This window comes from Xanthomonas hawaiiensis (genome assembly GCF_031834635.1).
Taxonomy (GTDB): domain Bacteria; phylum Pseudomonadota; class Gammaproteobacteria; order Xanthomonadales; family Xanthomonadaceae; genus Xanthomonas_A; species Xanthomonas_A sacchari.
Window position 1 is genome coordinate 3,526,617 of sequence record NZ_CP115873.1, and the last position, 24,251, is coordinate 3,550,867.

The following is a 24,251-nucleotide window of genomic DNA, read 5'->3' on the forward strand; positions in this document are numbered from 1 at the left end:
GCAATTGCCGCCGAAAGTCTAATAATCTGCACGACGAAGATGCTTCTTCATGACCCAGCCTTCGAATACATCTCCCTCATCGCTTGCGGCGTGCACATAGCGCCACTTGCCCTTCGCTTGCAACACTTGCACCTCGTCGCCTTGATGAAGTTCTCCAATCAACGCTCCATCAGGCTCATCACGCATAGGCGCTTTCTGGGCAGACACCTCGAAACTCTGGCTTGCGGCTTGAAGGGCTAATTGCGCATAGATCGCATCCGTCAAACGAGCCATGTCAGATTTTTGCTGCTCTTTTCCAGAAGACATTGCTTCTCTGAGTTCATGGATTTCAGAGCTCAATTCAGCCTGATCTCGATCAGCACTTATATCGCTATAGATAAACATCAAGACAGCAAGCACCCGGGAGAGAAACTCCTGCCGCTGCTTCGGATTTGAAAAAGTTTCACGCACCGAAGTTGTTAACCATACAAACCACAATACTAAAAGCGTTGTTTTCTCCCCCGCGTCAGATTGTTCAACGCTTACGGAAGCGTCATCGGCATGTTGGACATCAACCTTTTCCAGATCAGTCAATGCCGCTTCAGCGAGTGCCTTTATGTCTTCAACCGATACGCTGTCACGCCAAGATTGAAATTCAGCGGTTTTTGCTATCCGGCCAGCCAACTGGAGTGACTCTCCGAAGTGACTGAGCATGCGCGTTGTGGTTGCAAAGCTCTCATCGATGGAGCGAAGGCTCTGGCCGATCCTCGGCACTTTCGCGGTGAATTCTTCATGCAAGTCCCGGACGTGCATGCGAGCCTGACTCACGATTGAGGCGACATCACCTAGGTTACCCTCAAATGATCTGCGGGCCTCTGAAGCAAAAATGCTGTTAAAGGCAACCGTCCGGCCCAGTTGTTCGACGAGTCGCCCTGGCCCAAAAATGGAAGACTCAAACAACTTTGTGGCTTCTGAATTCCCAAAGCCATGCATCATCTGCTGACGCCACATCGCCCCTGGGAGTCCATTGGCGTGCTTGAGTGCCCGCCCGACAGATGTCGTCGGATCAAGATGGCTAAGTGTCTTACTTAGGATGTCACCAAGTCTGCCATCGGTCCCATGATCTCGCGACAATGAGGAGCCAATGTCCACTTTGAACTTCTTAGGCGACTTACCAGTCGACTGGCCCTCTTCATCATGGCTTTGACTCATTGCATTCATTCCAGTGCTAATGGATCACATCGTAGACTATTCAGAGCACGTGCAAGTAGACAGCAGCCGTCCAGGCTCCGTTATAGGCGAGCCAAACATACTTATGTCTCAAATGCCGCGACAAGCAATAAACGAATTCCCATACCCGAATTCGGAGAAAATTGAGATTGCCTAACTGCCTTCTTAAGAATTATTAGATGAGGCAAGCGCCACCCTATTTATATTGCGTTCATTTCATTTGCGTGAGATCCCTCTCACTTTCCGCCCTTTTGTTACTTTTAAACACTACACGCGCATTGATGGTTTCAAGCTCATTTACAAAGCCGCAATCATTGACGTATATAGTTTCTCGATAAAATAACTTATCGAAGTCAAACTGAAAATTAAGGTGCTTGGGCAGCAATCATCGAGGTCACCTTAGGCAATCACCGGCACGAAATTTCTGTCTTATTTTATCATTGACAGAAAATTCCCTCCCCTTATCAAACGTCTACCTCCTCAAAATTGGATCGTAGATGAACTTTCGTCACTCTCAACTTCATCAATATTTGCAACAGCCCAAAGGTCAGTTATTCATCCGAAGCATTCGTATCGGCAAAGTCGAATTCACAGATATGGTCGTTCAAGACCGCGCTGGCGCGCTCCACCTTCAAGACCTGGTCCAAGCGACTTACGACCACCATGAAAAGCTCCGCCGGCTTCGCCGATCCGGAACTCGATATCCCGAACCTCTGCCCTTGGCCACTCCGGCGCGACTCCTCTCTGAAGAGGTCGACGACTTCCTGAAAGACAAGGAGCGGCAGAACCTTCGCACCACCACGATCGAGGCCTATCGTCGAACGCTTGCCATCTTGCAGCGTGTGAGTGGCAACACGTCCGTTGCCCGGATTGATCACACGCATATCTACCAGATGTGGGACTTGCTGCGTTGGGCGCCCGAAGATTTCATGACCAACCCCAAACATCATGGATTGAGCGTCGAAGCCTTGATCGCCAAAGGTCAACGTCAAGGACGGCCACAGCCGGCCAACGCAACACTCGAACTGCATCGGCGCTTCCTCGCATCGTTTTTCAACACGTTAGTCAAGGCGCGTGCCATCCCGCATTCGCCCATGGATGCGTTCAAGCCGGCCAAGGAAGAACTCCTGGCTGATCAGGATGAGCCCGAGCGGCTGCTCTCACCCGAGGAAATTCAGAAGATCTTCAACCCCGAGACCTTTGTGCCATGGGCGAAGAAATACCCTCATCGGTGGTGGTGCCCGCTCATTGCGCTTTACACAGGCGCGCGGATCAATGAGATCGCGCAGCTCAAAGCCAGCGACATCGTTCAAGACCAAGGAGTCTGGTGCTTCTCGATCCAGAAGACGGTGGACGAGGACCTGGCGCAAAGCGCAGGCAAACGCAGCCGGCAAAGCCTCAAAGGCAAGAGCGCGATCCGCAAGGTGCCAATCCACCCAAGCCTCATCGAGGCCGGCTTCCTCGACTTCTTGGCCGACATCAAGGCGTCTGGCCACCCTCGCCTCTTTCCTAACCTATCGGCTGGCACCTGCCGCAAGACCGGCGAGCCAAACGGGCGCTACAGCCAAGGCTTCGTCAACCAGTTCGCGAAGTATCTGAAGGAGCTTGGCTTTGGCAAAGGGATCGGATCGCATGCGTTCCGGCACACGCTTGCGACGGAGCTTGATGCGAAGGGCGTGCGCGTGGAGCACATTGCCTTGATCACAGGCCATGCGCTCAACAAAAAGGCTCCCGTTCTGCAGGACAACTACGTGCACAAATCGGCCGGGAACACTCGGAAGATCCAAGTCGAAGCGCTTGGCCACTATCAGCCGGCTGTGACGCTGCCTACCTACATGCGCGGGCAGTTCAAAGAGCGGCTTTGCAAAGGGGCAAGAGTGTATCCTTGATTACTCAAAGCTCAATGATTCGCCCCACCCGAAACTCATCAATTCCTATAGAGGGAAAGGATACAGCGATGATGTATGACCACTTAACTCACTAACCGGTGATAGAGCGTTATCTTCATATCAGCGGACGCAGGCTCGCTGACGGCAATGGATCAAGAAACTATTTTATGAGCGCCCAAGTCATCGCCGAAACAGTCCTAGGCTTTACTGACCTACAGCTTAAATTCGCAACAGCTACGGGGCAGCTAGCGCTTGCTGCTACCGTCGCATATGTCGCTTGGCAGCAATGGCGAACTGCTCGAAATAAGTTAAAATCCGATCTTTTCGAAAGGCGCTTCCAGCTAGTGAAAGAACTTCGCCGACGGGTAGACCGAATAGCAGCAGGCTCCGCAAAGGAAGAAGAAATTTTTACTCTACCTGATCTGGCTCGAGAAGCAGGCTTCCTCTTCAATAAACGCATAAAAAATATATCAGAGAGGCTCGTTGATGCCCTGAAGAAACTTAATATACAGCAAGACATACTTAAGAAGAGTCGCCAAGAGCGCTTACTTAAAATTAATGCACTGCAAGAGGCTAAGGCTCGATCTCCTGACCAAAAAAGTATGGAGATTGAGGCTGCTATAATGGCACTAAAGGAAAGTTTTTCCGATCTTGCCAAAACCAGCGCACGCTTTGATGAGGCGTGGACTACGGTCACCAAGGAACTTAAAAAACTCGAAGAGGCAACTGCAAATTTTTTAACCCTTCGACACTGAATTAGCACTTACACAAATGCAATGCAATCACCAGCCATTGATGACCTTTCAATAAATAGAAAGAATGAAGAACGCAGGGCTCACTCAATCAGTTTCCAGCACCTACATGGTCGGCAAATCGCCTTAATGTCCACGCAAGCTCTTTGAGTTCCGATTCCAATATGAGCATCGGTCTTGCTACGTTCAAGCCATCCTCAATATGATCTGCAAGCACAATCGCCGAAGCACGATCCACCTTAACGTAAGTTGCTACATTTGCGATGGCAAGCCGCTTGCGAAGTATCTCTTTCAAGCGCAGAACAGCATGCACTCCAGCCATACGCAGCTTTGCTAAAAGCTCGGACTCAGAGCCTTCTGCAGCCACAAGAAGAGGGCTAATTGTTGCGTCAATGCCCATGGCACTCCCATCCAGCAATGCAGCCAGGGCGTCGTTTCGATCATTTGCCTTTCTTAAACCAAGAGCCGCATTGTGCACTTGCTCAAACTTCTCGAGGACAGGCTGTTCTTCCGGATCATAGCTTCCAGGGAAAATTTCAAATACCCCTGGAGTCACCCTGTGCGGCTCGGCAATTAGAGCCGTCAACCTTTCCATTACCTCCCTTCTCCATTCATCTTGTGGGATGGAGAAGATTCCGCGAGACGACATGTAGTCCAAAATTCGATAGATATGAAAAAGACGCGTGAATTCAGCGGGATCTCTATGGAATTCATCATATGCAATCTTAATTGCCGCCTGAACATCCTGATCAGTGTGAGTGGCGTAATGATTGATTACAGAAATGGGATCATAAGGCTGCACCGCCGCCTCAACCAAGCCAAAATCAATACTCAACTGGCGGTAATCGGCACGCTCCAAGCCCAATATATGGTCCACAAAAGCAGGGGATGTCGGCCAATTGCCATGTTCCTGGGATAACCCAAGCTCATTCAATAGGTCCGACAATTTATCTATATCGTCAGGCGCAGCTTTATCATCTCCTCGGCCACTTTTTCTTTTTTCGTAAATGCGCGTAGCCAACTCTAAATCGATAGACTGGTCTAAAAAAGCCCTTTCTACAGACTTAATATTCCCGGCATCCTTACTTGTTGCACCAATCCAAAAAAGCAATGCACTTGGCAAAGAACTCGCGATAGCGCGGCTTACAAGGCCAGGCGACAGTGACCTCAACACAATCTCCATTTCAGTTAGAAAAAATCTAACTGCCCGAAGATTTCTCAACTTGGCACCTTCAATCAGGGCAACGAGTCTTTCAGCGCCAGCAAGCATTGCCTCGCGAACTTGCTGATTAGCAAATCCCTTTATTACCTGATCACAAAAATCATGAATGTTTGGCTGCAACACGATTGTCTTGCCAACAATCCTCTCCTTATATTTCCCATATTCATTCTTAAATCGTTCATTGGCTCGCTCCTCATCGGCGATAAGCACGCAGTGAACGCCATTAACATCAATCAAATTAACCATAAACCCGAAGATGACGTTGAAATCACCTGCAAACCGCTCAATATCATCTATACATATGACACTACGTCCACCTGTCACATCAGCCTTTAGCTTGATGTCGTTGGGATCGACCTTCACGACGCGCAGCAGGGCTCTCCCCACTACTGAGCCTAACTCAATCATTGGCTTTGGACCCAAATCACTGATTGAGGCCTGAAATAGAGCACGCTCAAGATCTTCTGCTGTCTGAAGACCTGCGGCTGAAATCGTAATTGGTGTGATTTGCTTTAGTTGGCCAGCATATTGCTGCCAGACAAAGGACTTTCCCACGCCCCAGCTTCCTCCAATCAGCATGGCATACCCCGGCTGCGGACCTTCTATATATGAATCGAGCTGTTTCACGCTCCGCTCCTTGCTGATTTGTCGGCCATGAGCTGACCACTAATCTGTTCCACCCCAAATGGGAGAGACTAGCTATATCCAGTGCTGAAAAGTTCACCTGCAGCAGCCGCATCAACCTTGTTTCTGGCACCACCTAAAAAGCAAGCCCCATCTACAATTTGTCTACAGCACCCCAACCAATCATGTCGCGTTACAATCACACAAGGGAGATCCGCCGTCGGCAGGGGGCCAAATGGCGAGGCGCAGGAAGAAGCAAAACCCAGGACTAGCACTCATCGTGATCGCACTCGCGATCATCGCGATGGTGCCCAAGCAAGTCTGGATCGCGATTGGGATTTCGCTTGCTATCGCCCTGGTGATCTATCTGGTCGTGAAGTGGCAGGCTCAAAAGAAGTCAGCCGCACCAACCACCAACGAGCCGACACTTTCTGAATTAATTCAGCGGAAATCTGTCTCGTCCAAGTCCCGTCGACCAACGTCGACCGCTTTGGCGGCGCTGCCTAATCCCCCCTCTTTGCAGCAAGAAGCCAAGCAGGCGCCAAAGATCGGTGTTGCCACCGATCACCTAGCAGCACAGCCTACAAGCCCATCATCCCCCGCCCAAATTCCCGACCATCGGCCGGCATTCGACGAGGGCAGCACGGCCTCTCCCCCGATTGACGCGTCACCAGACTCCTCCCCACGCCCAGGCAACCTGCAATTGGCGATGGCACATCTTGCCAAGCAGCATGATGCCACCACCTCGGCGCGTCACGAGTCTCTTACCGCTTCCCGTAGCGTTGTGCCGGTGCCAGAACCAGACACGGGCGCTCTCTCCCAAGCTACCTCTATCTTCCAGCCTTCAAGTAGTCGCTTTGGAGAAATCAGCCAACAAGCTTCCCCAGCTTTGTCGCCCCGCCCCGCCTCTTCAACCAACGACAGCGCATCCGATGCTCCCCGCATCATCGTGCCTACGCCAAGCCGACCGCGCCCTGTTGCAGCGGCACCTGCTGCCATCGAAATGCCAGAGGATCCAGATACGCCCAACGCCGTGGAAGCGCCCGAGCCACCATTGGTATCGCGCAATCCGATTGGCAATCTTCTCGGTGCCATGCAGGTGGTAGCGGCCCGAGGATCGACCACTCAACAGGCAGAGCGTGCCGGCAGCCACACTGAGGAAGAGCGCCTCACAAGCGAACCGCCGCCGATCCCTCCTCAGCCTTCCCTAGAAGTGTCCCCGGTGCCACCCTTGCCACCCATTCCTGCGGCAAGCCATGAGGCGCGCGCAACCTCCATTCCACCTCCCCTGCCGCCCGCTTGGCGCGCAACCTCGAAACCAGAAGAGGAGCTTCACCGCACCAGCATCGCCAGCAATGCTGCGCCCCAGGAGTTCTCCCTTCCCAGACCCCCAGAAGGTTGGGCGCAGACCAGGTGGATCTCTCCGGACGAGACCATCGAAATTGGTGGCGTGACGATCTCAGGCGGCTTGTTCTACACCGGGGTGCGCCTGAGCACGCCAAGCGGGCGAACCGAGCCCAGCTTGGTCAACGCAGTCTTGGCGGTTGCTCCTCAGGGCAATTATCGCCACCTCGATGGCTACTGGAACAGCTACGCCGACCTCTCGGTCTTCTCCAGGCGCGCTTACCTGAACTGGCTAGCTTCCGATCGGTCCGATCCAGAATGCGCAATCGGGTATGTCCACCTCTTCCTGTTTGGTCTGGAACGGCGGGTCTTGGTCGATGGCGTCAATGAACCTGATTCCAAGCGGGACTGGCCTGCCATCAAGGTGGCGCTTCGGCAGATTGATGCGGTCTACGGAAAGAGCTATGGCCCCATCCGAGGCTACACAAACGGCTTGCTCGATTGGATGGCACTGGATGAGGTGGACGGCAAGCTCTACACAAAGCCACTTCCGAGCTTCCAGCGAACCGATGAGCTTCCCTTCTACCTTCGCTTGGCCTTGGGGCAGTGTTCGCTAGATCGCGCGCCAGTCCCTTCACACCTTGCCCTTGCCTGGGCACGCCTAAGTCCAGAGATCCCTCTCCGCACCGCAGCCTCTCGCTGTGCAGACGAATTCGATCAGCTCTTCGTCGAGCGCTATCAAGAACTTTTTGGCCCAGGGCTAGTTCTGCCGAAGAACCGGACCAAACTCAAATTTTCTCGACGCCCGATCTCGCCAGCGTTCTACGGCGCCAGTCCCGAGCCCAAAGCCTTTGGCGAGACTCCGGATGTGACCGCGCTCAGCGCGCCGATCAAGAAGCTCAATGAGATCGTCCAGCAGTGCACCGATGAACTTGGCCCGCTCAGTCGCCTGGTCGGCAAGAACCCCGAAGCGCGGCATACCTTAGATGGATTGTTGCAACTGCCTTCCAGCATCTGGCCAACTGCATCCAAAGCAGCGCTTCAATCTCTGCTGAGCACTGTTCAAGACACCACGATCACCCTGCCCCTTCACCAACTCGCCGATCGCTTCGGCAACGCTGGAGGAGCGCTCAATCGGGAGAAGATCCGCGATCTGGCCAGGGCCTTGGAAGCAGCCCATATCGGGATGGAACCCAATCTGCTCGAAGGTGCACGCGCGCCGAGTGGCGCTGATCCTGTCGTCTTGTTTGCACTTTTACCAGGGCAAACCCATCAAGCCCAAAGCAGCGCATACCAAACTGCGCTGCTAACCTTGCAACTGGCCTCCACTGTTGCACAAGCCGATGGCGAGTTCAGCGCACACGAGATTGAGCACCTGGGTCGAGAAATCGATGCGTGGAGTCACCTCAGCTCAGCTGACCACAGACGCCTTCGCGCGCATCTGGTTTGGCTGAGTCAATCGCCGATTACGCTGGCGTCACTTAAAAAGAAGATCGATCCACTGGATACAAGCACCAAAGAAGCCATTGCAGGCTCTATGGCCACCTTGGCTCAGGTTGATGGCTGGGTGTCCCCGGAAGAGATGCGCTTCTTGGAGAAGGTTTACAAAGCGCTTGGCGTAGAGACCAAGCGCGTCTTTACTGACGTGCACGCCGTGAGCACGGGACGAAGCGCCGCCCCAACCGCGCCGGTCAAGCAGTTTCGCCTGGATCCCAAGCGCATTGCCGAGCTTCAACAAGACACCGCCAAGGTCTCTGCCCTCCTGGCTGGCATCTTCACCGAGGATATCCCCGAACCCGTCACCGAGCCGGTGGTATCCGCTTTGCCACCGAAGGATACGACCACCACGCCAGGTTTGTTGGGACTGGACGAAGCACATAGCGCACTGCTGCGCCTCATGCTGTCCCGACCTGATTGGACGCGCGCCGAGCTTGAAGATGGCGCTTCGGATCTGGAACTCATGCTCGATGGCGCCCTTGAACACATCAACGACGCCTCGTTTGATGCCTATGACATCCCCTTCTCCGAGGGCGACGGTCCCGTGGAGATCAACCCAGAGTTCATCGAGAAAATCAAGCAATGAGCAACCCTATTCGTGCCAAGGACCGTGACGCCGTCATCCAGTCATTGCGGGCGGGTGTCGTTCCGCGTGCGGGTCAGCACCTGATCCAGGTTGGGCGCATCCGCGAAGTCGAAACGCTGGTCAGCGACATCGATCGTTTGGCCGACGGCGGCTCCTCATTCCGCCTGGTTGTTGGTGAATACGGTGCCGGCAAGACCTTCTTCCTCAACCTAGTGCGCGCCATTGCCATGGAGCGCAAGCTCGTCGTCGCTAGCGCTGACCTCAATCCAGACCGGCGTTTGCATGCCTCCGGTGGCCAGGCAAGATCGCTCTATGCGGAGCTGATGCGCAACTTGTCCACACGCACGAAGCCAGACGGTGGCGCCTTGCCTGGGATCGTGGAGAAGTTCATTGCAACTGCCAAGTCCGAAGCCAAGGCAAAGGATGTTCCGACCGAGCAGGTGATCCGTGCCAAGCTTGAACAACTGACGGAACTCGTTAACGGCTATGACTTCGCGGATGTAATCGCTGCCTATTGCAGAGGCTTTGAGGAGGGCAACGAGCAACTCAAATCCGATGCCATCCGCTGGTTGCGTGGCGAATTTTCCACCAAGACCGATGCCAAAGCCGCGCTTGGTGTGCGCTCAATCGTGGATGACGCCTCGGTCTACGATCAGCTCAAGTTGATGGGGCGCTTTGTGCGCCTAGCTGGATTTAGCGGTCTTCTGGTTTGTCTGGACGAACTGGTCAATCTCTATAAGCTTGCCAACGCACAGGCGCGCAACTCGAACTATGAGCAGATCTTGCGCATGCTCAATGACTCTTTCCAAGGCACAGCAGTCGGTCTTGGCTTCGTGTTGGGTGGCACGCCCGAGTTCCTGATGGACACGCGGCGTGGCGTTTACAGCTATCAGGCCCTTCAGAGCCGTTTGGCCCAAAACGCCTTTGCCAAGGAAGGGCTGGTCGATTTCTCCGGACCTGTGGTGCGGCTTTCGAGCCTTACTGCGGAAGACTTCTATGTGCTTTTGACCAAGATCCGTCATGTCTACGCAGGCGGCGATGCGGAGAAGTATCTGCTGCCTGATGAAGCAATCCATCAATTCATGGAGCACTGCGCCAACCGGATTGGGGACAGCTTCTTCCGCACCCCTCGCACCACCATCACGGCGTTCATCAACCTCTTGGCGGTCTTGGAACAAAACCCCGGCACGGCTTGGCAAGCGTTGATCGGGGAAGTTGAGGTCAAGGAAGACCACGGCGGCGAAGAAGATCTGGCTGTTCAAGGGGATGACGAGCTGGCCTCGTTCAAGATCTGATCGATGAGCCGGTCCAGCGCCTTCTCTCTTCTATCGCCGGGCATCCAGCGCTATCTGTGGGCGGAGCAGTGGGAAGCGCTGCGGGCAGTCCAAGAAATGGCCATCCCTTTGATCCTGTCTGCCGATCAAGATGTGATCGTGGCTGCCAGCACCGCCTCGGGCAAAACCGAAGCGGCCTTCCTTCCGGCCTTGACCTATCTTGAACAGCAGTCACCACCGGGACTGATCGTCTACATCAGTCCCTTGAAAGCGCTGATCAATGATCAGTTTGGGCGATTGGAGAGGCTGTGCGAAGATCTAGACATCCCGGTGTGGCCATGGCACGGGGACATCAGCAGCACAAGCAAGCAGCTCTTTTTCAAGAAGCCGCACGGTGTCGTTCTGATCACACCCGAGTCTCTTGAGGCAATGCTTTGCAACCGAGGCACTTCGGTCGCAGGCATCTTCAAGCATCTGGCCTACTTTGTGGTGGACGAACTGCACGCCTTCATCGGTAGCGAGCGTGGCAAGCAGCTTCAATCTCTGCTGCATCGGATCGATACAGTCATTGATCGCGCCGTGCCCAGAATTGGGCTGTCAGCAACCCTCGGAGACATGCAAGCTGCGGCACGGTTCCTGAGGCCCCAAGGCATGGCTGCAATCGTCGATGCGCCATCGGAAGATTCAGAACTTCTTCTTGTGGTCAAAGGCTTCGAAGAACCCGTGCCTCCACGCGAGGCAGAAGACGGTCAAAAGCAGAAGGAGAAAGAGAAGATGGCGCCATTAGCTGTGGCACAGCATCTTTTTCAAACCCTTCGCGGCAGCAACAACTTGGTGTTTCCTAACAGTCGCCGCGAAGTCGAGCGCTACACCCATTTGCTCAACAAGCTGTGTGAAGAAGCGGGCGTGCCGCGTGAGTTTTGGCCTCACCACGGGAGTCTTTCTAAGGAAATTCGCTACGACACTGAGGCTGCGCTCAAACAAAAGGATCATCCCGCGACCGCCGTTTGCACCAACACATTGGAACTTGGTATCGACATTGGTGCGGTCAAGAGCGTCGCTCAAGTCGGCACTCCACCCACTGTTGCCAGTCTTCGCCAGCGCATGGGGCGATCCGGAAGACGCAAAGGCGAGCCGGCCATCTTGCGCGGCTATGTGATTGAAGATGCCCTTGACTCCCAAGCAGACCTACAAACGCGCCTAAGGCTCGATACGATCCAGACTCTAGCAGTCGTCACGCTGCTTACCGAAAGGTGGTATGAGCCACCTGTGGTTAAAGGAGCGCATCTTTCGACCTTTATCCAGCAGCTCCTGTCTGTGATTGCGCAGTATGGCGGGATCCATCCAGCGCAAGCCTATCAGTTGCTTTGCGGCTCCCAAGCACCGTTTGATCGCGTGTCGAAGCATGCTTTCATGGAACTGCTGCGCCTCCTAGGGCAACAGGACATCCTCATCCAAGATGGATCAGGGCTCTTGCTACACGGCCCTGTCGGTGATCGGATCGTCAACCACTACTCGTTCTATGCGGCGTTCACGGTCGATGAGGAGTTCCGGATCGTTGCCGCTGGCAAGCCGCTTGGCACTCTGCCCGTCTCTCAAATGCTCACGACCGGCCAGCGCATCTTGTTCGGCGGACGCACCTGGGTGATCGACCAGATCGATGAGGCACAGAAGACGATCTATGTGTCCGCCACTAGAAGCGGCGCGCCGCCGCTTTTTAGCGGTGGTGCCGGGCGCGTGCACACTCAGGTGCGCCAGACCATGCGTGAGATCTACCGAGGCAGCCTGACGCCAAGCTTCGTTGACGCGTGCGCACAGCGCTTCATGGACGAAGGACGCGCAAGCTATCAACACTACGACTTAGACAACCGACTATTTCTGGACAGGGGAAGCGACATCTTGCTTCTAACCTGGCTGGGTGATGCCGCCAATGAGGCCATTGCCTGTTTGCTCAATGCCAGGGACTTCAAGGCACAAAGCAGCCGGCTGGGCGTTGAGATCACACGTGGTCCCATCGCGCTTGAAGGCATCGAGATAGCACTCAAAGCGATCGCCGCCGAACCAGCGCCTACCATCGACGCGTTGTTGGCAAGCGCGAAAAATTTAGCCAGCCAAAAGTGGGACCACCTGCTTTCACCCCGCCTACTCCAAGTGTCCTACGCCAGCTCGAACCTAGACCTTGACGAGGCAATGGGGTGGCTAAGGAGCAGCTTTTTGTCTTGCACTTGATCGACTATAGAAGCCATGCGCCACATCGAAATTGTCCGATCGAAGCGTTCCAGCCCATCGCCAGAAGACGCGAACAAGGCGTCCTCCAAGCGGTCGTGGTCCATCACCACGTTGATCGGCAGCATCGCTGCGATGACAACGCTGGCTGGGATCGTGCTTCACGGTTGTGGGCATGTTGCCTACACGAGCTATCTCGATGCTTGGGGCGTTCAGTCCGACCTGTTTCCACAATCTGCAGACTGGAAGGTTGTTCGTGGCTACTACGCGATTGTGCTTCAAGGGGTCGGAATCCTCCGATCTGTCCCCTGGCAACTTCCGGCCGTCGTTTTCCTCATGCTTTGGATCGCAATCTGGCTTTACCGACTTCCCACGAGACCACAAAGCAAAGAGTTCGTTCCGTTCATTCAAAGGCGGCCATGGCTTATTAACATTATTATGTCCGGCTGGTTTGCCGCATTAGCGATTTACTCGGTGGCGTTCTTATATCTTGTTGGATTGCTTGTGGCCATTATGCCCGGACTAGCAGGAGAGCGAGCGGGTATCAAGCAGGCAACAAAAGAAAAACAACAGCTACTAGGCCCTATTTCGAAGGTTGAAACAGAACTTTGGGAAGACGGCAAACCCAAAGTCCGGGGCCACATCATCGCCAGCAGCGCTGAACTGATCGCCATCTACGACATTGATCTTCATCAAGTCCGAACACTGTCTCGTGGTGACTGGGAAATTCGACGGGTGACGCCATGAAAGCCGGTGTCATGAGCGCCTGAGGAACCGAGCATCCTCTGCGCGGAAGCAGACATGGACGTGCATCCGTCGCCCTGCTTCACATCCCCCGAGTCGGCGCTGCCTGCTCTTGCACTTGCTTCTGGGTCATCTCCACCTGCTGCTGACGCACTTGATCCTGCTTGATGACCTCCGCCTGCTGCAGACTCTGCTCGGCTGGCTGCTGGGCTGCTTCCCGTCCATCAACGCGGGCATGGAAGATCGGCAACTTGTCGCCAAACGGCGCGTAGACCGCCAGCACGTTCTCGGCCCCGTCCTTGCCCAGCGCACCGGTCACCCGATCCACCCGCTTGACCAGAGGATCCTCCGCTTGCTGCTTGTAAAGCGCCGCTGAGACGTTCCGGCTCTCTTCCTCGTTCCAGTTCCCGGTGCCCTTCACCCAGGAATGGATCGTCTGATAGGTCGCATGGTCTGGGTGAGCGGGGTTGTCGGCTAGCAATGGACCAGCTGGCGTTCTTTCCTGAGCCGGTTCGGCTTCCTGCTCTTTACTGCGGGTTGGCGCAGTCACAGAGACCGTCGCCAGCGTTGGCACATGCGCCATGGCGGGCTGGCTCAGTTCGGCCTTGGCCTGACGCAACTCCTCAGGCGTGGTCAATGCGACCTGATGGGCCACGCCATCATGCTCGACCTGGTAGTGCACGATCGGACTGTCGTAGCCGTATTGCCCCTGCTCGTTCGGCTTTAGCTGCTGCATCGTCGGGCCAGTGAGGCCTTCGGTCTCTTTCGTGCGCTCAGTGGCGAGTTTGACCGCCTCTAAGTTGTGTTCCTGAGCATTGAGGTCGACGCCGGCAGCGCGGTAGCGGTGCAAAAGCTCGTTGCGCTCCATCTGCTCAGGGGTGGGTGCAGGACGAGCCTCAATGGCCGCCAAGGTCTCCTGCGCGCGTTTCAGCGAGGGCTGGCGCATCTGATTGGTGAGTTCCAGCTCCACCGCCAAGTTGCCGGTGGCCACTCCGTCCTTCCCAAGCCACTGCCCGGCCTCATTGCGTTGATAGGTCTGACCATCGTGGCCTTGCACCCGGTCCTGCTTGGCACGAGCACTTTCCACGGCGGCAGGAACGCCGACCCCATAGTCTTGCCCACGCTGGGCGGCATGGCTTTCCAGGTAGGCCTCGGCGATGGCCTCGCGACCATTGGTGATGTTGCCCTCGATCCGCGCCAAGGCTTCTTGGTTCAGGCGCTGCGCCTGCTCTGCATTCGCGATCTGGGGCTCATAGACGCCCCGGTCGTTGGCACCATCCACGCCGGTCTTAATCTGACGCTCCCACTTCTCCGTATCTGGATTGCGATGCCAGTTCTGGTTATCCAAAGCAATCCGATCGCCAGGCTGGGCAGGCAGGTCGAACGGGTCCTGCGGCCGAGGCGCCTTGCCCAAGGCGAATTCGACAGCCTTGGCATTGGCCATCGCGCCCAGTTCCTGGGATTTGGCGTAGCTGGCACCGACGGATACTTGGTCAGGGGCTTCGCGCCCATCAGCCGCGCGATCGAACGCGCCTTGGCGCTCCCAATCCCGTCCGTTGAACTGCCAGTCCACGCCGGCCCGATCGGTCTGGTGGAAGATGTCGCGGTTTTCTTTCAGATCCGCGGCCTTATCGAAGGCCTTGCTCATCAACACGGCGTCGCCCACCACGACGGCGGCAGGCACAAAGCCGCTGCTGCTTCCTAGTGCGGCGGCCGTAGCCGCACCACCAGCCCAGCCGCCCGCGTTGCGCGCAATGGCGTGATTGACTTCCGACTGCGCAGCGGTGGTGTTGCCCTGCTCCATCAGCGCCGAGGCGGTGCGTGCGGTCATGACCGCATCCGCCCCCGTCGCCAAAAGTCCGCCGGCACGCGTTAGGCCGCGCGCGGAAGCCTCGCCCATCAGCAGCTCTACGGCGACTTCGCCACGCTGGCCGCGCGGCAGGCGCAGGTTGTTGGCAGCGTCATCTCCCAAGGTTCTTCCAACGACGTCTACGGTCTGCGGCGACAGCGTGACTTTGCCCCCGTGATAAGCATCTGCAATGGCCTGCGACAGGCTATTGCGCTGAAACTCCAAGTCGCCGCCACCAAGCAACGGCTGTCCTGAACTATGAAAGTGCTCCAAGGTCGAAACGATGCGACCTTCGTTGTGCGTGACCACTCCCCACTGGCGCGCATTGGGGCTGGACTGGATGTGTGTGCCCAACTGGGCAGCGTTCTTGGTGGCGTAGTCGTTCGGGTCTGCAAAAAAGTCCCGCGTGACCTTCCTCGTTTGGTCGATCGACTCGCCCAACGCGGTGTTCGTGCGCAATTCGCCATTGATGAGCGCAACCTGCGCGGTATCGCTCAGGCGTTGAACTCTCTGAGCAACCCGATCTAGTGCGTCCGGATCGCCTTGCAGTGCCGCCAGGCCATCTTTCGTGGAAGCCAAGTCTTCCAGGGCATCCTTCAACCCCAGGCGGTAGTCCTTGATGGGACCGCCCGTGTGGGGCGTCACGCCCAATGCTTGCGCAAGCACTTTGTCGTTGGGCAAATGGATCAGGTTGGTGGTCGCGTCTTTGCTCAAACGACCAGAATCCACCAGCACCTGCAACAACGGATCACGCCCAAAGGCTTGCTGTTCGAGGGCGTGGTGAGTTTGGAACAACGGACGATCGTTCGGCATGGCCTATAGGCTCCTTCCTTGTCGCCTGGTGATCAGATATCCGATGCGTCGATGAAAGAGATGCCGCTGACTTCTGGGTCAGAAGGTATGCCGGCATCTCGCACTGCATCCTTAAACGCCTGATCGCAGAACACCGAAGGGTTGAAGGGTGTCCGGAACACATGCGCATTCCCAAGGACCTCTGGCCGGAAGACCAAGCTGGCGCCACCGCCCAGCGAGTAGAACTTCCCGCGCACATACTCGTCACTGACCTTGATCTTTAGCCGCGATGACGCTTCGTCCAGGGCATCTAGCTCTTGAATAACATCGCACAAGAAGCGACGCGAGCCCTGGGTCCCGTCAGCCAGACGGTAATCCACCTCGGCGAACGCAAAGGCACTGCGATCGACCAAGCGCATGACGTCATGAAGTCGCTCCGAAACCAGCCAGTAGCCACTGAACCCACCTTCCAGATCACGAGGCTCTGGACCCGAACTGGGGTCGTAGGTCAATCGCGGCTGTTCGCGCAGATGAGGAAAGCCCCCTTCATCTGGACGAAGGATCAAGCGGGGTGGCGACAGCAGCTGACGGAGGTTGTCGAACCTCACACCGCTGGGCCGCCTGTCGCTTTCCATGTCCACTTCGAACATGTAGAAAGCACCGGGCTTAGGCTGATTGGTCATGATTGTTTCCATGCAGTTCGCCCCATCCAATTGGGTATGGCCTCCCACCTTACCGGCCAGAGTTTACCGCCACCGCCCTCCACCTGGGCAGACAAAGATATGTCAGCGCTTTGCCGGGTGCCACCCTGCCCGCAAGGCTACAGAATACGCGCTCGCCACGGCTCAGGTCGATGCTGGTTCGTTCCTAGTCCCGCTGACCGGGCACGTGGTAGATCTTCTTGCACTGCCGGGAGATGTTGCCCTTGATGCGACATCCGCTGGACACCGGCGGCGTGGCTACCTGAGCCTGGCGGGCCGCCTGGTCCCGCTTGCCGCGCCGGTAGTCGGCGGGCATCTGGAAGGGCCGCTGCCAGAGGTTGCGCCGATGCTGCTTCGCGTTGGCCTCTTCGGCGATGAACGCCGTGGCGTATTGGCGATAAGCAACCGCCCAGCCTGAGTGCACCATTCAACGGTTGACGGATTGCCCCTGGACGAAGCACTCCGCGACTACCCTTCCATTGCCTGAGCATGCATCGCTAGTCCGTTCTAAGATCAATCCCACCAGTCCTTCTCCGGTTTGTTCCAGTGCGAGTAGCCACTAAAGTAAGGATCGAGCTTTACGTCTAGGTTGATCACGTTCGAAAGAGACGAGGCGATTGGATCCAAGCACTCCACTTGTTCGTTGGCCCAGGCTAGCCATGCCTGAGCTTGGGGCGTCGGATCTGCGCTTTGTTCTACCGCCAAGATGAAGTGGCGAATTCGCTCAGCGCGCTCCCAAGCAAGCATGTTGTGCACCAGGCGGGCTCGTTGTGTGCGCAAGACTGCCGTTACCCGCTCCGCTTCTATGTGCCTGGCTTCTTGTTCTCGCGCATCAGCAGCTCGCTTTTCGTTCTCCAAGCGACGCGTGCGCAAAGCGTCTTCCCACACAGGGACTTCTGCGATCACCTCATGGAGCTGAGCCTCCAAGGGGTTCCCTGCCCGATCTTTCCAAATGTGGCGACTGTTGCCAAGCCATTGGTCAAATTCCAAGGCAAATTCCCCTGTTCCTACCAAGATGTAGGCTGGCCTCCATGGCTCGTAGTAAGACTCTCCTCTTCGTCCGGGCGGGCGAGGTGGAGGCGGTGGCGGTGGCGTTTGCTTGGTTCTTTCGCTCAGCCGAAAGGATACAGTTCCTTCTTTCAACACCAACTCTGTTGAAGCGCGCTCATCGTTGATGCGGACTTTGCAGCCCTTGGCCTCAAACTGCTTGATCAGGACGTCCAATAGGATCAAGGCTCTGGGTAGCTGAGCCGTCGAGGTTCTGAGCCGAAGCACCTTGTGATAGTTCAACTGCAAGACGCCCTTGTCTTCCTGGGCAGCCTTTGCCGCCGCTTTGACCTCAGCGATCAAGCGGTGGGGTTTGATGAGTTCTTGTGGAACCGCAACAGGTGGCCCAAGCGGCACCTCGGGTCGAGGTGGTTTGGGAGAAGAGCTCTCGGCAACGGTGAAGTGAACGACGCTCGGCTGCCCTTCCTTGGCATCAGGGAGAGGCGGCTGCTTGACCGTTCGGCCAGTCCGCACGATTGCCCAGTGCCCTCTGTTCGGAAGTGGGATCCCTGCTTTTCGACATGCCTTGGAGAGGGCGACATCGGATACGCCGATTTCTTTGGCAAGGACGAGGACAGGGCGCGCCCAAACCATCTCGTAGAGTTCTTCCCGAGTGAACTTGACCTGCTTATACATAGAAGGCGTGCCTTTGATGTGCCAGCCAGAGCATCCTAGATCGACCGGATGACCAACGGAACCAGCACGGCAAGATCTTCTATGCTCCCGCAAAAAAAGCCCCAATCAACTCGGGGCGTTTCGTTTACTGCCTATCGAGTAGATCAGCCAGGATACTAGCGAAACTTCAATCCTTCTTGGGCGGGCCACCGAAAAATCCCAATTCGATCCACAACGCCAAGGCGCGCACAGCAATTTCTAACGAGTGACTGTCTTCATATCTTCCTAGACGCAGCGCTGCTAGTGACTGGACCTCAGGTGGCATCATGAATGCCGCTTTCTTCTCGCCTTTAGCTCTCTTCTTGACGACGAAGCTAAACTGCATCAAAGGCCAATATCGAATGGTCGGCCACGTGTGAGTCGAATATACCCTGGTGAGGGATGAAGGCTCCATTTGTGCCGAGATTTTGGCACCGTCGCTTCCGACGCCAGAAAAGTGAAGCATCCCATCCTTTTCGCCGGCAACAGATAGCCCAATTTTCGCAAAGGCGTCTCTCGCCACCTCATTGAATATTTGCTTCCGCGCAACAATCGCTTCGCCTCCTTTCAAATCGATGGCCGCTCCACGCGTGACGACACAGAGGTTCTCAACCTCTTGTTCGACGCTTTCTTGATAGGCCGGCAGATGCGCAGAGAGCATCTTTCCGAGGTGCTCAGGAAAGAACCGCACGAGCAAATTGCGCTTTCGCAAGAAATCAAGAATAGGATCATCCAAGATAAGACCGACGGCCTTACTCACTTCATCCCGAGAGGTGGCATTCCACTCGTCAAGTCGAACGCCAAGCTCACTCTCGCGCTCCTTAGCAGCGACAAAAAGCTCCGGAGAAGATTGATTTTCAATAAACTTATGATAGCTATCGGGCCCAAAAATAGTCGTTGCGAGTGCCATCTCACCTTGGATACTGGAAAATCCCCGATTGACGAAAATCTCGTCAATCAGGGCCAGGCTTAGCTTTTCGTTTGAAATTTGCAAATGAAGATCGCTCTTACTTTTCCGGATACAACCGGTTTCCGAATGTGGGCAAGACATACCAAGGAGAGACGTTTTGCATGTCCCTCAAGGTGCGATCAATCTCTCGACCCACTGGGTAGTCCACCAATTCCGCCCTATAGAACACCAGGCCAGTATTACCCGGGTGCGTGTCGTGATAGAGCGTTAGTTCATAGACTTGACGCAAAAAACCCCTGCCAACCTGGACGGTTCCAAGATAATCGCCGTCCTTGAAAAGATTACCAGTTGACTGACCGGCGGTCCAGCCGGTGCACATCTTACTCTTTTCGTCTGTGACAGGCCTGTTCGCAGACTTCAAGTAGCGAGCTATCTGAGGCTTTGCTATCCGGAGGTAAAGCGCTTCGTTATCGCGATTCGAGATTGGCTTCAACTCAAAGACAGTCTTGTTGACTGGATCATAAGCGTCAGGGCGACCGCTTTCAAAGGTTCCGAAATACGTGTCGTTGGCTCCGTATCCCATGCCGGTGACTTTTGCGCTGAAATAGTGATGCGCGCCTATACCCACCATTAGCTTATTCCACCAGCCAGGGACCTCAGCACCCGCAGGCTCCCACTCCAACCCCAACGGATCGGCAGCCGAAAACGGCTGAGAACCCGCATAGCTAAAAGTAGAAACGCCTCCATTTAACCCTATTGGATCGGATTGAATATAGCGACCACTAACCGGATCATAATCCCGAAATACGTTCTGATTAAGACCGCTGGCGGGGTCATATAGCTGGCCCGGATAGCGCATGTCCAGAGAAAATCCAGCCCCGTCCATGTCCGGATCTTCGTTTGGAGGACTCGCTCCAAAAGACTCGCCCATCAAATCCCACTTCCATACTGCCTTGTCTTGGGAAGGGTCAATGACGACACGTGGAGTGCCAAGATGATCTGCCTCCACATACTTCAAACGATTGGTTGAACTACTGGCACCTTGCAGCAGGCCAACTGGCTGGTCGTCAAGCCAGATCGCTTGCTGGATCGCTTGCCCGGCACCATCGAAGTCACCCAACCAATGACCCGCAGGGTCGTAAAGCCTGTGAATTGCGCCATTTGCGGTGGTGCGCTTCGCCTGCTGGCCATGGCCGTTATAGACGTATGTTCCAAGCACGGCACCGCTGGATTTGGATTCGGACATCCGACCAGCATCGTTGTAGATGAACTCTTTCGAAGCTCCCCCAATCGACGTCGTGTTGCCAGAGCTATCGTAGGAACGCGCCTGCCCAGCGATGCTCGATAGCCGATTGGTGTTTGCCTGATACGAGTAGGCCTGGTTTCCGGAGGCTGTTGACAGCCCGGAGCGATTTCCAACCGCGTCATAAGAATAGGACTCGATCGAAACCCCGGTCGCGCCGTCTCGGAAGTGCTTGAGTCGTCCTACACCATCGTAGTCCAGCGTAGCGCGCTGCGTCGTTCCAGCAGCATAGCCAAGCCCAACCAAGCGCCCCGATGCGTCATAGCTTAGGCCGACATCAATGCCACCGTTCCCGGCGTCCTTGATCGATTTGGCCCGATAACTGCCGTCAAATGTCCGCGACAACGTTCTGCCGTTGCCGTAGGACCAAGCGGTAGCAGGTCCGAAGGGCGCATAAGTCACCCCCTCAAGCAGCGTTTCCACACCGGTGCTTGACGTATCGACACGCAGAGCAGAAACACGCCCCTGCGCACCGTAGGCATAGTTGACGATTGAGCCGTCCGGATAGGTTCTTGAAGACATCCTTCCTGCGGTGTCGTAGGTGTCCACAAAGCTCAGAAGCGTGCCGTCACTTGCGGTGAAAGACGTCCGCACCAGGTCTCCAAAGCTGTTGTAGCAGTATTTCGTCTCGCCACTCTGATCCAGCATGCGAGTCAATCTTCCCACGGCGAATGTCTCCGCCTGAGAGCAGCTATTCTGCACCTCGTCATACACATACTGGATTAGGGCATCGCTACCGGCCTTCACTGAGGTCAGACGGTTGAGCGCATCAAAAGTTCGGGTTGTGACCACACCACGCGCGTCCGTCGCCTCAACCCTATTGCCAGCAGCATCTACGCTATGTGTGCTGATCCCCGTGTCCGGACTCTCAAGTCCAACAGAATCGCCCAGCGTATTGAATGAGTAAGTCGTGGTCAGTCCGTTGGGATCCTTCACCCAATCCAGGTTGCCCAGCGGATCGTAATGGTAGTCGGTTTTCTGATTAAGGCCCGTCGCGTCACTTACAGCCTGCGTCAGTCGTCCTAACGCATCGTAGTGTCGCTCATCCACGATGTTCAACGCAGACGTGGTCGAGGTCAGCCGGCCCTCTGCGTCATACCCCAACTCGGTGGCGTTGCCATCATGATCTGCCTGGGTCACAGCCTGACCCAACGAGTTGTAGATCGTGGAATTCTGACGACGCACCACGTTGTTGCTGTCCATTACGGTCTCCTGGATACGATTTCCATCGTTGTCCAATGTATAGGCAAGCTGTGACCCGGAATTGTCGGTGACCTTTATCAGGCGCCAAGCGGCGTCGTAGTCGAACTTCCTCCAAGTGCCGTCCGGGGCTGTGATTTCCTTAACCTTCCCGGTTGGCCAATACTCATATAGCGTGACCCGATCATACGATGACGGCACGCCTTGGGCTCGAACGGTGACGGAAGATACGTCGCCTCTCGGTGTATACGTAGTAGAAGTCACAACCCCGTTTCTATCTTTGGCCGAGGTCACTCGCCCCATTGGGTCATAGGAAAGCATCTCGGTGCTTTGCCCCAGAGCATTGACCACTTTCCAAAGATCGCCCTTGCGATAAGAGCAAGCACCACCGGCTGTGCAAGAAGGATCGTCAGACGCGTAGTAGAGATACTGCGTGACATCGTTCACGTCGAGGCGCGGACCATCAATCGCCTTGAGCAGCCCCAAAAGTGGACAGTTGCCACCCGCTGCAACATCCGAAGCCTCACAGTAGGAGTAGGTGGTGGTTCTTTCTCCCACACCGCCTGCACCTATCTGGCTTGCCGCTGCCAGTTGGAGCCTCCCATTTCTGATGAATTCGGTTGACCCACCCGCATCCTGCACGCTTGCCACGCGATTTGACTGGTCCATGATGCGTTCGACAACAACACGCTCTGACGGTGTCCCCGCAGCTTCGGTTCTGCTCTGCACGCGGTAGCTCGTCCCATTTACGGACTCTGACGAATACTCATAGTTGGTCACAATCCCCGATCGACTGCTCGATGAGGAAAGACGCCCTGCGTTCGGGCTATTTGTGCCGAAATATGAATATGTCCGCGTTCCCGCCGAATCAGCGATCGAGGTTATCTGCCGAGAGCCTCCCATCGTGGTGATTGCATAGGTCTCAACCTCTCCCAACGCATTGGTGACCTCAGCACCACTTGGCGTGTAGGTGATGGAAGTCGCGCCGACACCGCCCGCCAGGTTGCTGCTTACTGCGCGCCCCTTTGCATCGTAGCTGAAAGTGCTTTGCCTTGATCCAGACTCGTCGGTGATTCCAGTCAAATGGCCTGGAAAGCGGCTGTCTTCATAGTGGTAGATGCGTGAGTTGCCGTCGGGGTAGGTGACCGACTGGAGGATCCGATCCGCGTAAGCGAAGGACGCCAGGACCACGCCTGAGGATTCGATTGATGTGATCAGTGCGCCACTCGAATCGTCGCTATACTTATATTCTATATACCTACCTTGCCCGGAGTGGACCTTCCACAGCCTCGAATATTGGTCATACTCGTAGTTGAGCGTCTGTCCATTTTCCTGGACAAACGACTGCAAGCGTCCACTCTGGTCAAACTGATAAATTCCAGAGGCTCTTCTCAGATCCCAGCCTGTGCCGGACGAGACCAAGACATCTCCGCTCCCATCGGTAGCAGAATAGCTCGTGCTGTCTACGGGCGCGAAGGTGGTTGTATAGCCCGCGCCATTGATCAGGATGGCGCTCGCTGTGGTTACGTTGAGTCTTAATCTATGACTGTCCGACCAGCCGTGACCGTAGGCGCCAGCCTGGGTTGAATAGCCCGAGTGGTAGGATCGAGTTAGGTCGATCCAGGCCAAACTTGCGTCACTCTCCTGCTCTACTTGCTCTCCTGTCTTGATATCGCAGGGGTCACCAACCTGGGCACTCGGCGCGCCTTCGTCAGCTTGGCATTCGGATTTCTGCGTGACGATTGATGCGATAGCCCATTCGTTGACGCAGCCGCCGAACGCGTTCTTCCAGTTGGTAAAATATTGCTGTGGCGGACAGTCGTAATATCTAGTCCGCACGAGCTGCATATGATCTTGACGCAAGTCGCAATCGTCTGAAGAGTAGCGCGTTAGCGTGTAATCCTTGTTCTGCGCTTGACCACCATACGTCCCATCCGAATCGGTCGCATACCAGTCGCTGGTTAACTCGATACTCGGATATGGGCACGTCGGCTCATTGGAGTATGTTATATCCAGCTGCTCTTGCAGCGCTTCTTGTTCAGTTGGCCAGGAGTTAGCCATCTGATATGCCCACTCTTTATCGTTGGGCTGCTTTATCCCTATCCAATAATTGATCTTAATGAGCCCTTGCCCTATATCCTCAACATCCCTTATCTCTTTAACATAAGAGAATATTCCATCATAAAATGATGCAGGCGCTGGGATAGTCGAGATGGCTGCCTCAGCTTCTTGCTGAGTTTGGTATATGCCAACTTGCTGTCCGTTCAAATCATAAAGAGTGAAAGTCTGATCACTCTCTTGCGCAAGGCCTGTCTGAGCGACAAGCAAAAGCAGTAATGAAATGACAGCCAGTGCCGCATTCTTGATCTTGTTCATCGCAACTCCTTTTTGCGAAGTGCGCCGTTCGATCAATTGAGATCGAAAACAA

Annotated in this window: 13 protein-coding genes and 1 pseudogene; 6 read left to right on the forward strand and 8 right to left on the reverse strand. The window is 55.4% G+C overall.

The genetic code is table 11. The annotated features are described in order from the left end of the window. Positions 1–18: 18 nt before the first annotated feature. A complete protein-coding gene (locus PG878_RS15085; protein ID WP_209031033.1) occupies positions 19–1,191 on the reverse strand; it encodes an SH3 domain-containing protein in 1,173 nt (390 codons plus the stop codon). 515 nt (positions 1,192–1,706) lie between these two features. On the opposite strand from PG878_RS15085, the gene PG878_RS15090 reads away from it, so the two are divergent. Both PG878_RS15090 and PG878_RS15095 read left to right on the forward strand, forming a co-directional pair. After that, positions 1,707–3,098 (forward strand): site-specific integrase, encoded by a 1,392-nt coding sequence (locus PG878_RS15090; RefSeq protein ID WP_244672578.1) that lies wholly within the window; start codon positions 1,707–1,709, stop codon positions 3,096–3,098. A gap of 167 nt (positions 3,099–3,265) precedes the next feature. Next, positions 3,266–3,853 (forward strand): hypothetical protein, encoded by a 588-nt coding sequence (locus PG878_RS15095; protein ID WP_209031032.1) that lies wholly within the window; start codon positions 3,266–3,268, stop codon positions 3,851–3,853. 88 nt (positions 3,854–3,941) lie between these two features. Here PG878_RS15095 and PG878_RS15100 read toward each other — a convergent pair whose 3' ends face one another. Next, on the reverse strand, positions 3,942–5,699 hold the full coding sequence (locus PG878_RS15100; RefSeq protein WP_209031031.1) for a P-loop NTPase fold protein: 1,758 nt from the start codon (positions 5,697–5,699) through the stop codon (positions 3,942–3,944). Positions 5,700–5,976: 277 nt separating this feature from the next. Between PG878_RS15100 and PG878_RS15105 the strand changes: the two genes are divergently transcribed. The 4 genes from PG878_RS15105 to PG878_RS15120 are packed head-to-tail and all read left to right on the forward strand — an operon-like array spanning position 5,977 to position 13,370. After that, entirely contained in the window at positions 5,977–9,123 is a 3,147-nt protein-coding gene (locus PG878_RS15105) for a tellurite resistance TerB family protein (protein ID WP_311185978.1), read from the forward strand. Continuing rightward, entirely contained in the window at positions 9,120–10,418 is a 1,299-nt protein-coding gene (locus tag PG878_RS15110; protein ID WP_209031030.1) for an ATP-binding protein, read from the forward strand. Before PG878_RS15105 ends, PG878_RS15110 begins: the two co-directional genes overlap by 4 nt. A gap of 3 nt (positions 10,419–10,421) precedes the next feature. Further along, positions 10,422–12,626, forward strand: coding sequence for a DEAD/DEAH box helicase (locus tag PG878_RS15115; RefSeq protein WP_209031027.1), 2,205 nt, complete (start codon positions 10,422–10,424; stop codon positions 12,624–12,626). A 15-nt stretch (positions 12,627–12,641) separates the two neighbouring features. Continuing rightward, positions 12,642–13,370: a hypothetical protein gene (locus PG878_RS15120; protein WP_244672577.1), complete on the forward strand. Its 729-nt coding sequence runs from the start codon at positions 12,642–12,644 to the stop codon at positions 13,368–13,370. 79 nt (positions 13,371–13,449) lie between these two features. Here PG878_RS15120 and PG878_RS15125 read toward each other — a convergent pair whose 3' ends face one another. The 6 genes and pseudogenes from PG878_RS15125 to PG878_RS15150 all read right to left on the reverse strand — a co-directional run bounded on the left by PG878_RS15125 (position 13,450) and on the right by PG878_RS15150 (position 24,199). Beyond that, positions 13,450–16,029 carry an XVIPCD domain-containing protein gene (locus tag PG878_RS15125; RefSeq protein ID WP_209031025.1) on the reverse strand — a complete coding sequence of 860 codons (2,580 nt, stop codon included), beginning with the start codon at positions 16,027–16,029 and terminating at the stop codon, positions 13,450–13,452. A 32-nt stretch (positions 16,030–16,061) separates the two neighbouring features. Continuing rightward, a complete protein-coding gene (locus PG878_RS15130; RefSeq protein WP_209031023.1) occupies positions 16,062–16,703 on the reverse strand; it encodes a DUF1629 domain-containing protein in 642 nt (213 codons plus the stop codon). Between the two features lie 90 nt (positions 16,704–16,793). Continuing rightward, positions 16,794–17,187: pseudogene (locus PG878_RS15135) on the reverse strand (thermonuclease family protein); the annotation flags it as partial. A gap of 35 nt (positions 17,188–17,222) precedes the next feature. Beyond that, positions 17,223–18,392 (reverse strand): hypothetical protein, encoded by a 1,170-nt coding sequence (locus tag PG878_RS15140; RefSeq protein ID WP_209031021.1) that lies wholly within the window; start codon positions 18,390–18,392, stop codon positions 17,223–17,225. A 166-nt stretch (positions 18,393–18,558) separates the two neighbouring features. After that, complete coding sequence (locus tag PG878_RS15145) at positions 18,559–19,404, reverse strand: hypothetical protein (RefSeq protein WP_209031019.1); 846 nt, start codon at positions 19,402–19,404, stop codon at positions 18,559–18,561. A gap of 13 nt (positions 19,405–19,417) precedes the next feature. Continuing rightward, on the reverse strand, positions 19,418–24,199 hold the full coding sequence (locus PG878_RS15150) for an RHS repeat-associated core domain-containing protein (RefSeq protein ID WP_209031018.1): 4,782 nt from the start codon (positions 24,197–24,199) through the stop codon (positions 19,418–19,420). Between the last annotated feature and the right edge of the window lie 52 nt (positions 24,200–24,251).

What these genes read in the sequence shown, in the direction of transcription:
- PG878_RS15125 (WP_209031025.1), bottom strand. Translation starts at nt 16,029, where the DNA reads ATGCCGAACGATCGTCCGTTGTTCCAAACTCACCACGCCCTCGAACAG.
- PG878_RS15110 (WP_209031030.1), top strand. Translation starts at nt 9,120, where the DNA reads ATGAGCAACCCTATTCGTGCCAAGGACCGTGACGCCGTCATCCAGTCA.
- PG878_RS15130 (WP_209031023.1), bottom strand. Translation starts at nt 16,703, where the DNA reads ATGGAAACAATCATGACCAATCAGCCTAAGCCCGGTGCTTTCTACATG.
- PG878_RS15140 (WP_209031021.1), bottom strand. Translation starts at nt 18,392, where the DNA reads ATGTATAAGCAGGTCAAGTTCACTCGGGAAGAACTCTACGAGATGGTT.
- PG878_RS15095 (WP_209031032.1), top strand. Translation starts at nt 3,266, where the DNA reads ATGAGCGCCCAAGTCATCGCCGAAACAGTCCTAGGCTTTACTGACCTA.
- PG878_RS15115 (WP_209031027.1), top strand. Translation starts at nt 10,422, where the DNA reads ATGAGCCGGTCCAGCGCCTTCTCTCTTCTATCGCCGGGCATCCAGCGC.
- PG878_RS15120 (WP_244672577.1), top strand. Translation starts at nt 12,642, where the DNA reads ATGCGCCACATCGAAATTGTCCGATCGAAGCGTTCCAGCCCATCGCCA.
- PG878_RS15090 (WP_244672578.1), top strand. Translation starts at nt 1,707, where the DNA reads ATGAACTTTCGTCACTCTCAACTTCATCAATATTTGCAACAGCCCAAA.
- PG878_RS15085 (WP_209031033.1), bottom strand. Translation starts at nt 1,191, where the DNA reads ATGAGTCAAAGCCATGATGAAGAGGGCCAGTCGACTGGTAAGTCGCCT.
- PG878_RS15150 (WP_209031018.1), bottom strand. Translation starts at nt 24,199, where the DNA reads ATGAACAAGATCAAGAATGCGGCACTGGCTGTCATTTCATTACTGCTT.